The sequence below is a fragment of the Polymorphospora sp. A560 genome (assembly GCF_045781765.1).
Lineage (GTDB): Bacteria > Actinomycetota > Actinomycetes > Mycobacteriales > Micromonosporaceae > Polymorphospora > Polymorphospora lycopeni.
This window is the reverse complement of record NZ_CP122282.1, coordinates 5,571,415-5,580,505: the sequence shown is the minus strand read 5'-3', so window position 1 is coordinate 5,580,505 and position 9,091 is coordinate 5,571,415. Positions and strand designations below refer to the sequence as shown.

General features: G+C 73.2%; 9 protein-coding genes. 4 read left to right on the top strand and 5 right to left on the bottom strand.

The window, feature by feature from the left end; all coding sequences use genetic code 11:
* Positions 1–184 precede the first annotated feature (184 nt).
* From QCD66_RS24920 to QCD66_RS24910, 3 genes are all read right to left on the bottom strand, one after another.
* Positions 185–1,822 carry a RecQ family ATP-dependent DNA helicase gene (locus QCD66_RS24920; RefSeq protein ID WP_375736098.1) on the bottom strand — a complete coding sequence of 546 codons (1,638 nt, stop codon included), beginning with the start codon at positions 1,820–1,822 and terminating at the stop codon, positions 185–187.
* A 75-nt stretch (positions 1,823–1,897) separates the two neighbouring features.
* Positions 1,898–2,848 (bottom strand): TIGR03557 family F420-dependent LLM class oxidoreductase, encoded by a 951-nt coding sequence (locus QCD66_RS24915; RefSeq protein WP_375736097.1) that lies wholly within the window; start codon positions 2,846–2,848, stop codon positions 1,898–1,900.
* Positions 2,849–3,038: 190 nt separating this feature from the next.
* Entirely contained in the window at positions 3,039–3,167 is a 129-nt protein-coding gene (locus tag QCD66_RS24910; RefSeq protein WP_364207388.1) for a hypothetical protein, read from the bottom strand.
* A 216-nt stretch (positions 3,168–3,383) separates the two neighbouring features.
* Between QCD66_RS24910 and QCD66_RS24905 the strand changes: the two genes are divergently transcribed.
* Entirely contained in the window at positions 3,384–4,898 is a 1,515-nt protein-coding gene (locus tag QCD66_RS24905; protein ID WP_357544168.1) for a glycoside hydrolase family 3 protein, read from the top strand.
* Positions 4,899–4,962: 64 nt separating this feature from the next.
* The gene (locus tag QCD66_RS24900; RefSeq protein WP_375736096.1) at positions 4,963–5,736 is read left to right on the top strand and encodes a hypothetical protein; all 774 of its coding nucleotides are present in this window, start codon (positions 4,963–4,965) and stop codon (positions 5,734–5,736) included.
* Positions 5,737–6,165: 429 nt separating this feature from the next.
* Here the strand turns inward: QCD66_RS24900 and QCD66_RS24895 are convergent, their stop codons facing one another.
* Complete coding sequence (locus QCD66_RS24895; RefSeq protein ID WP_375736095.1) at positions 6,166–7,368, bottom strand: PQQ-dependent sugar dehydrogenase; 1,203 nt, start codon at positions 7,366–7,368, stop codon at positions 6,166–6,168.
* Positions 7,290–7,586 carry a GNAT family N-acetyltransferase gene (locus QCD66_RS24890; protein WP_364207393.1) on the bottom strand — a complete coding sequence of 99 codons (297 nt, stop codon included), beginning with the start codon at positions 7,584–7,586 and terminating at the stop codon, positions 7,290–7,292. The genes QCD66_RS24895 and QCD66_RS24890 overlap by 79 nt, the downstream gene beginning before the upstream one ends.
* Before the next feature lie 91 nt (positions 7,587–7,677).
* Here QCD66_RS24890 and QCD66_RS24885 point away from each other — a divergent pair, with 91 nt between their 5' ends.
* Together QCD66_RS24885 and QCD66_RS24880 are read left to right on the top strand one after the other, a co-directional pair.
* Complete coding sequence (locus tag QCD66_RS24885; protein WP_375736094.1) at positions 7,678–8,016, top strand: hypothetical protein; 339 nt, start codon at positions 7,678–7,680, stop codon at positions 8,014–8,016.
* A gap of 78 nt (positions 8,017–8,094) precedes the next feature.
* Complete coding sequence (locus QCD66_RS24880) at positions 8,095–8,916, top strand: DUF1206 domain-containing protein (protein ID WP_364207397.1); 822 nt, start codon at positions 8,095–8,097, stop codon at positions 8,914–8,916.
* Positions 8,917–9,091 lie beyond the last annotated feature (175 nt).

Genomic DNA, 9,091 nt, shown 5'->3' with positions numbered 1-9,091 from the left:
CTCTCCCAATTCGTCTGGTCACCGGACCGCCCTTCCGGACGGCGGACGGACCTTGCGTGAGATTAGTTCAACCCGTATGTCGGGATCAGCCCGCCTGGCGGGCCGGCAGGTGTCGGGATCAGCCCGCCTGGCGGGCCGGCAGGTGTCGGGATCAGCCCGCCTGGCGGGCCGGCAGGTGTCGGGATCAGCCCGCCTCGCGGGCCAGCAGGCCCTGCTCGCTGACGACCGGCACCGACAGCGTCTTGTAGCCGACGTCGTCGAACAGCACCGTCATCCGGTCGTCCTCGTAGCCGAGCACCATGCCGCTGCCCCACTCGGCGTGCCGCACCGTGCTGTGCACCGGGAACGGCCCGCTCGCGCCGTCGTCGGCGGTGCTGGTGCCGGCGTGGCAGTTGTCGCAGTGCCCGCAGACCTTCTTCATGTGCTCGCCGAAGTACACCAGCAGCGTCTGCCCCCGGCAGCCGCGGTGCTCGGCGAAGGCGCGCATCATGTCCGTACGCGAGCGCTGCACCGTCTGCTGCCGCTCCGCCTCGGCGAGCGCGGCCCGGGCCGCCCGCGCCGGTTCGGCGGCGTACCGGGGGCGGGCGAACCGGTTGCCGGCCCGGTTCTCGGCCGCCCCGACCTGTTCCAGCAGGGCCAGCAACTGGCCCAGCTTGCGGGCGCTCAGCCCGCTGCGCTCGCGCAGCTCGGCCCGGGTCGCCGGCCCGTCGCGCAGCAGCGCCGCCAGGTCGCGCAGGTCACCCTCGTCCGGGCTGCCGCCGGTGAAGTACCGCTGGATGCCGACGTCCTCGGCCCGCCACAGCAGCAACGCCCGCGCGGGCCGGCCGTCCCGACCGGCCCGACCGATCTCCTGCAGGTAGCTGTCCGGCGAGTCGGGCAGGGCCACGTGCGCCACCCAGCGGATGTTGGGCTTGTCGATGCCCATGCCGAACGCCGACGTCGCCACCATGATCGGCACCCGGTCGGCGAGGAAGTCCTCGTGCAGCCGCTCACGTGGCCCCGCGGCCATCCCGCCGTGGTAGTGCTCGGCCGGGTGACCGGCCGACGTCAGTCGGGCGGCCAGTTCCTCGGCCGCCCGCCGGGTGGCGATGTAGACCACACCGGGCCGCTCCTCGGCGTCGAGCAGCGCGAGCAGCCGCCGCCACCGGTAGTCCTCGGTGGGGCAGTGCCCGACCTCCAGGAACAGGTTGGGCCGGTCCAGCCCGGACACCACGGTCCGCGGGTCGGACAGGCCGAGCCGGTCGACGATGTCGTCGCGTACGGGCGGGGAGGCGGTCGCGGTCAGTGCGACGACCGGCGGTCGGCCGAGCCCGCGGATCAGGTGCCCGAGCGCCAGGTAGTCGGGGCGGAAGTCGTGCCCCCACGCCGAGATGCAGTGCGCCTCGTCGACCGCGACCAGTGCCGGCCGCAGCGCCTTGACCTGCGCCAGCCGATCCGGCTGGCTGAGCTGTTCGGGCGTGATGAAAAGGAACCGGGCCCGGCCGGCGCGCAGGTCCTCCAGCGCGGCGGCCTGTTGGCCGGACGTCTCGGCCGAGCTGACCCGTACCGCCCGCAGCCGTGGGTCGCCGCGCTCGTTCAGCGCGATGATCTGGTCCTGTTGCAGGGCGAGCAGCGGCGAGACCACCACCGTCGGACCGGCCATCAGGGTGGCCGGGACCTGGTAGACCGCCGACTTGCCGGCCCCGGTGGGGAGCACGACGAGGGCGTCGCGCCGTTTCATGAGGGCCCGCATGGCGGACAGTTGACCGGGACGCAGCGATCGCCAGCCGAAGTGCTGTCGGGCGACGCGGCGCAGCCGGGTCGAGTGCAGTGGCAGCTTCATCGGAGAGCGTGGGTACCCGGGGCCGGGGCGGGCGAAACAACGCCCGCACCCGTACCCCGGCACGGTCGCCGCCGGTCAGCGCAGCGCGGGGAACACCCGCTCGGCGTACAGGTCGAACAGGCCCTGGTAGTGCGGCCCGGTGTTGGCGACGTAGACCTCGTCGAAGCCGGCCTTGGCGTACCGGTTGATCATCTCCAGGTGTTCGCGCGCGTCGTCGCCGCAGACGAACGCCTCGCGGACCATGTCCGGCGTGACGAGTTCGGCGGCCTGCTCGAAGTGCCGGGGCGACGGCAGCACCTGGGACAGCTCGCCGGGCACGCCGGCGTTCGGCCACCGCTCGTACGCCAGTTGGGCGCCCTCGTCGGCGGTCCGCGCGTACGCCGCCTTGAAGCCGCCCTGGCACGGCTTGTCGCCGCCCCCGTTGTCGCGGAACCGGCGGACCAGGTCGGCGTCCGGCATCGTGCTGACGTACCCGTCGCCGATGCGGGCGGCGAGGTCGATGGCCTTCGGGCCGAAGGCGGAGACGTAGACCGGGGGTGGCTGGTCGGGCAGCGTGTAGATCCGGGCGTTGTCCACCGTGTAGTGGTTGCCGTCGTGGTGGGTGAAGCCGCCCTTCCACATCCGGCGCATGATGTCGACCGCCTCCTCCAGCATCTCCAGCCGGGTGCCGGCGCTCGGCCACGGGTCGCCGAAGATGTGCTCGTTGAGCGCCTCGCCGGTGCCGACGCCGAGCACGAAGCGGCCTTCCAGGAGCACCGCGCTGGTGGCCGCGGCCTGGGCGATCACCGCCGGATGGATGCGTACGGTCGGGCAGGTGACCGCCGTGGTCACCGGTAGCCGGCAGACCTGGCTCAGCGCGCCGATCATCGACCAGACGAACGGGCTCTGCCCCTGCGCGTCGACCCAGGGATGGAAGTGGTCGGAGATCCACAGCGCCTCGAAGCCGGCCCGTTCGGCGCCCCGGGCCTGGTCGAGCAGTTCCGCGGGGGTGTACTCCTCGCTGGACAGGAAGTAGCCGATTCGCATGACGAGCCTCCTCGATCCGGGGGATTGCCTCGGTCGGGAGGTACCCCGGCGCGTTCACCTCATGCCGAAGCGCCGGGCCGGCCGGGTCCGGGCGGCCGGGGCGGGCTGGTGCGGGTGCCGGGGCGGGCTGGTGCGGGCGCCGGGCGGCCGGGTCAGAGTGGCCGGGTCGGGACGGTCCGGCGGCCCGGGGTCAGCGGCCCTTGCCGAAGAGGGCGCGGATGGCCGCCACGAGCAGCAGGATGCCGAGGATCGCGCCGATCAACTGGACGCCGGGGATCTCCGACCACGGGGTCTCCTCGGCGGAGAGGATGCGCGTCATCCCCGCACCTTCGCACAACGGCCGGGCCGGCGCCCACCCCGTCGTCGTGACGCAGATCACGGAAGCGCTCCCAGCGTGGGGCGCCGAAACTGGTCGGCCGGCGGCCCAATTAATAGAAAGGTTTATTGACTATTAGACCGAGCGGGTGTGAACATGGCAGCTACCGCGCAGCCGTGGGGGCCGGCGGACCGTCTACTGTGGAACTACGGGGGCCTGATGACCGACCGGAGCGGAGAACTGCCGCGCCTCGCGGCCCGGGTGCTGCAACCCGGCTTCGAAGGCACCACCCCGCCGGCGTGGATCCGCCGCTGGCTGGCCGAGGGACTCGGTGGCGTGGCGCTCTTCGCCCGCAACGTCGAGGACCCCGAGCAGGTCGCCCGGCTCACCGCCGCGCTGCGCGCCGAACGCCCCGACGTCGTCGTCGCCATCGACGAGGAGGCCGGCGACGTCACCCGGTTCGAGTCCCGCCGGGGCAGCTCGCGCCCGGGCAACCTGGCGCTCGGCACGATCGACGACCCGGCCCTGACCGAGGCCGTCGCCCGCGACATCGGCGCCGAACTCGCCGCCGCCGGCATCACCCTCAACTACGCCCCGGACGCCGACGTCAACTCCAACCCCGGCAACCCGGTGATCGGCGTACGGTCGTTCGGCTCCGAACCGGAACTCGTCGCCCGGCACACCGCCGCCTGGATCACCGGCCTGCAGTCCGGCGGGGTCGCCGCCTGCGCCAAGCACTTCCCCGGCCACGGCGACACCAGCGTCGACTCGCACGTCGACGTGCCCCGGATCGGCTCCACCCGGGAGCGGCTCGACGCCTGCGAACTGCCGCCGTTCCGGGCCGCCATCGCCGCCGGCGTACAGGCCATCATGACCGGCCACCTGCTCGTCCCGGCCGTCGACCCGCTGCACCCGGCCACCCTCAGCCGCCTCGTCCTGAGCGACCTGCTCCGCGGCGAACTCGGCTTCCACGGCGTGATCGTCACCGACGCCATCGAGATGAAGGCCATCACCGACCGGTACGGCTTCGAGGCCGGCACCGTACGCGCCCTCGCCGCCGGCGCCGACGCCATCTGCATCGGCGGCGAACTGTCCGACGAGGACAGTGCCGACCGGCTGCGGCGGGCCATCGTCGCCGCCGTCGTCGACGGCACCCTGCCCGAGGAACGGCTCGTCGAGGCCGCCAAGCGGGTCGACGAACTCGCCGCCTGGACCGTCCAGAGCCGCGCCGGGCTCGCCCCCTGGGCCGCCCACGGCCCCGACGGTTCGCCGATCGGCCTGGCCGCCGCCCGCCGGGCCGTACGGGTCACCGTGCCCAACGGCACCGTCCCGCTGCCGCTGGCCGGCCCCGCCCACGTGGTCGAGTTCGCCCCGCCGCGCAACATCGCCATCGGCGCCGAGACCCCGTGGGGCGTCGGCGCACCCCTGGCCGACCTGCTGCCCGGCACCACCACCGCCCGCCTGGACGAGACCGACCTGCCGGCCGGCGCCGAGCCGCCCGCCGCGCTGCTCGCCGACGCCGCCGGCCGCTCGCTCGTGCTCGTCGTACGCGACCTGCACCGGCACCCCTGGATGGCCGCCGCCGTCGACCGCGCCCTCGCGGCCCGCCCCGACGCGATCGTGGTCGAGATGGGCGTACCGGTCACCGTCGCCGGGCAGGCGCATCTCGCGACGTACGGCGCCACCCGGGCCGGCGCGCGGGCGGCCGCCGAACTGCTCGCCGGCACCTCCTGAGCAGCCGTTTTCGGCTCACCATCGGTGCCCCCACAGGCACGGTCGGTCGCAGTATGGTCCTCCGGTGACCCCCCGCTGGCAGCGGGCCACGATGAACCCCTCGTGGATCCGGTGGCTTCCCTGCGCCCACGCCTACCTCACCGTCGTCCCCGATCCGGGCCGGTTCCCGCGCTCGACCTGGGACGCCGTGGTGCCCTGGGACGATCCGGTGTGGTGCGACCCCGGCGACATCGAGGACTGGATCGGGCGGGCGGCGCGGCGTCCCGGACGCCGCGCCGAGCCCGCCGAACGCCAGATCCGTGCCCGGTATGCGCAGGTGCTCGCACTGCGCGAAACGCGGATCGACGTCTTCGCCGACATGTGCCGGCGCCGGGACCTTCCCGTACCGCACACCGTCACCGAACTACTGACCTGCCTCGCCGGACTCGGGCTGTTCGACCTCGACGGCGCCACCGGTGACCCCTGGGTACGCCCCCACCTCGACCGCGACCCGCTCGACGTGCTGCCGCTGTCGCCGCCCGAATCCGACCTCGAGCGGCTCGCCCAGCGCGACGACCGGGCCGTCCAGGTCGCGATCGCCGTACGCCGGCTCGCGGTCCGCACCCGCCGGCGCTGGCCCCGGCGGCGTACGGTCGGCACCACCTTCGGCGCGGTCGCCGGACTGGCCGGGGTGACGCCGCAGGAGACCCGGCAGGCGCTCGACGACCTCGCCGGGCTGGCCGGGCTGCGCGCCGACCCCGGTGATCGGCCCGACACCGTGCGCATCACCGTGCCATGGCCCGAGTTCGGTCAACGCTTCCCCTTCTCCGAACTCCCCGCCCCGGAACACGCCATCTGACCCCTCTACCGTCCACGCCGTCCCTGTGCGCGCCGCCCCCGTTCGCGTTGATCAAGAACTGTTGCGCGATTCGTGTCGTGGTTTGGGGTGAACATCCCCTCGATCGGCGACCGGGGAGGCGCGTGGCGAGCGGGGGAGGCGCGTGGCAGGCCGGGGGCGCGTGGCAGGCCGGGGGCGCGTGGCAGGCCGGGGCGCGTGGCCGGGAGGTTGGCGGGCGGGGCACGTGGCGCCGGTCGCCTCCGCGCTGATCAAGGAGCAATCGTGGGCGAACGCGTCCGTTTTGCGTGCCACATCCCCTCGATCGGCGCGACGGTGGTGGTGCAGCCCGCCGATCGAGGAGAAGTTGCGGGAATCCTGTCCACTTTGGCGTGAACATCCCCTTGATCAACGAGGCCGGGCGGTGGCGCGGAGCCGGGTGGGCGGGGCGGGTTACGGGGTCAGGCGGAGGATTCGGTCGTCGGTGTCGCTGGGGCGGCCGCGACCGTCGCGGTTGGACGTCAGCACCCACATCGAGCCGTCCGGCGCGGCCGCGACGTGGCGCAGCCGGCCGTACTCGCCCTGCAACAGGGTCTGCGCGCCGGAACCGTCGGTGCGCAGCCGGTAGAGCCGCTGGCCGCGCAGGCAGGCGACCCAGACCTCGTCACCGACCACGGCGATGCCGCTCGGTGAGGCGTCGTTGGTGGCCCAGGTGGCGACCGGGTCGACGAAGCGGCTGTCGCCGGAGACACCCTCGGCCTCCGGCCAGCCGTAGTTGCCGCCCGGCTCGATCCGGTTGAGTTCGTCGTACGTGTTCTGGCCGAACTCGGCGGCGAAGAGCGTGCCGGCGGAGTCCCAGCCCAGCCCCTGCGGGTTGCGGTGGCCGTAGCTGTAGACGGGGGAGTCGCCGAACGGGTTGCCGGGCGCGGGCTGCCCGTCGGGGGTCAGCCGCAGGATCTTGCCGGCGAGGCTGTCCCGGTCCTGTGCCGCGCCGCGGTCGCCGGCGTCGCCGGTGGTGGCGTAGAGCATGCCGTCCGGACCGAACGCGATCCGGCCGCCGTTGTGGGTGTTGGCCTTCGGGATGCCGGTGAAGATCGCCTCGGGCTGCCCGCCGGGCCGCAGCCGGGCGATCCGGTTGTCGTCGCGCGCCGTGTAGTAGACGTAGATCCAGCCGTCGGCGGCGAGGGCGATGCCGAGCAGGCCGCCTTCGCCGCGCGGTACGGCCTCGTCGACGCGGGCCACCTCGGTCACCGTGCCGTCGGGGGTGACGGAGACGATGCGGCGACTGTCGCGTTCGGTCACCAGGGCCGAGCCGTCGGGCCGGAACGCGAGCCCCCACGGGGCTTCGAGGTCGCTGGCGACCGTCGACACCGGACCGTGGTCGGCGCGGGGCGCGTCGTCGATAGACGGGTCGGCGAACCATCCCCGCCAGACCGCGACGGCGCCGAGGGCGGCGAGCAGCGCGACGGCCGCGACGCCGGCGACGACGAGTTTGGTCCGGCTCCGGCCGGGACGGTCAGGCTTCGCCACGGGTACGACCCTACGTCGCCCGGCCCGCCGATGATCGGCGCGCCCGGTCAGTACGGGGCGGACTCCGGGGCGACGAGGTCGGCGTATTCGGGGTGGGAGCTGATGAACGACGCGATGAACGGGCATGGGGCCTGGACCCGCTCGCCGCGTTGGCGTACCTGGTCCAGCGCGCCGCGGGCGAGTGCGCTCCCGACCCCCTTGCCCTGGTGGGCGGGGTCGATCTCGGTGTGGGTGAAGACGACCAGGCCCGGTGCCAGCCGGTAGTGGGCGGTGCCGGCGAGGTTGTCGTCGACCAGGATCTCGAACCGTCGCCGGGCCGGATTGTCCTCGATCAGGTACGCCATCCGTCGACCCTATCTCCGCCCGGTGCCGGCCGGCCGGCGGTCGCGCGGTTCGCGAGCGCCGCCCCCGTACGCTTGAGTCATGATCTCGAGGATGCCCCCGCTCCGTCCCCGCCGTATCGCCGCCGTCGCCGCCGGTCTCGCCCTCGCCGGCGCCGTGATCGCCGGTTGCAGCTCCAGCTCCGAGGGCGCCTCCACCCAGTGCGGTATCGACCAGTGCACGGTCACGTTCCAGCGTGGCGTGGAGGCCAACGCCAGCATTTTCGGCGTCGAGGCCAAGCTGGTCGGTGTCGACGGCAACCTGGTGACCATCGAGGTCGCCGGTCAGCAGCTCTCGCTGACCACCGAGCAGCAGGCGGCCGATGTCGCCGGCTTCCAGGTCACCCTGGACCGGGTCACCGACAGCGAGATCGCGGTCAAGATCTCCCGCTGACCCCGCTCCCGGGCGGGCCGCTCCGGTGGCCCCGCCCGGCACGTTTGGAAACCATGCGGACGGGTCAATGTCAGGCCCATGACGTTGACCCGCGATGCCGAAGCCACCGCCTCCAGAGCCAGGAACAGCAAGGCGCTGGAGGCCCTCGCCCGGGCCGGTTTCATCGGCTACGGGATCGTCCATCTTCTCTTCGCCTGGCTGGCTCTCCAGATCGCGTTCGGCCGTCCGGCCGACGACGGTGACCAGTCCGGCGCGCTGCGTACGCTGGCCCAGCAGCCGCTGGGCAAGTTCCTGGTGATCGCCGTCTGTGTCGGGCTGGCCGCGATGGCGCTGTGGCAGGCCCTGGAGGCGGCGGTCGGGCACCGCGAGGACCGCGGCAACGAGCGTACGGTCGAGCGGGTCGCCTCCGCGGTCCGCACCGTCGTCTACGCCTACTTCGCCTGGACGGCCTACAAGGTGTTCAGCAACGCCAACTCCTCCAGCGCCGACAGCCAGGAGGTGCTGACCGGCAAGCTGATGGAGTCGACCGGCGGTCAGTGGCTGGTCGGTCTCGCCGGGCTGGTCCTGGCCGGCGTCGGGGTCGGCCTGGTCGTCTACGGCGTCATCAAGCGCTTCGAGAAGCACCTGAACACCGGGCGGATGAGTGCCCGGGTCCGCAAGCTCACCCAGCGGCTCGGCGTCGCCGGCTACTCGGCCAAGGGTGCCGTCTACGCGGTCGCCGGTGTGCTGATCGTCACCGCCGCGGTGACGTACGACCCGGACAGGTCGCGCGGCCTGGACGGCGCCCTGCACGCGCTGCGGGAGCAGCCGTTCGGCACCGTGCTGCTCGCCCTGATGGCGCTCGGCATCGCGGCGTTCGGTGTCTTCTGCTTCGTGCAGGCGAGGTACCGCAAGGTCTGACCCACCGGCCGATCGAGATCGGGACCCGCTTCACACCCGGAGCGGGTCCCGAACGTTGGTGACGTACGCCCACATCGGGCATTCTTGTCGCTTTGCGCGGTATCCGGGCACAGGCCCGGACCCCGCCCCATCGCACGGACCCGACGAGACATTCCGGGGGATCTTCGCAGTGCAT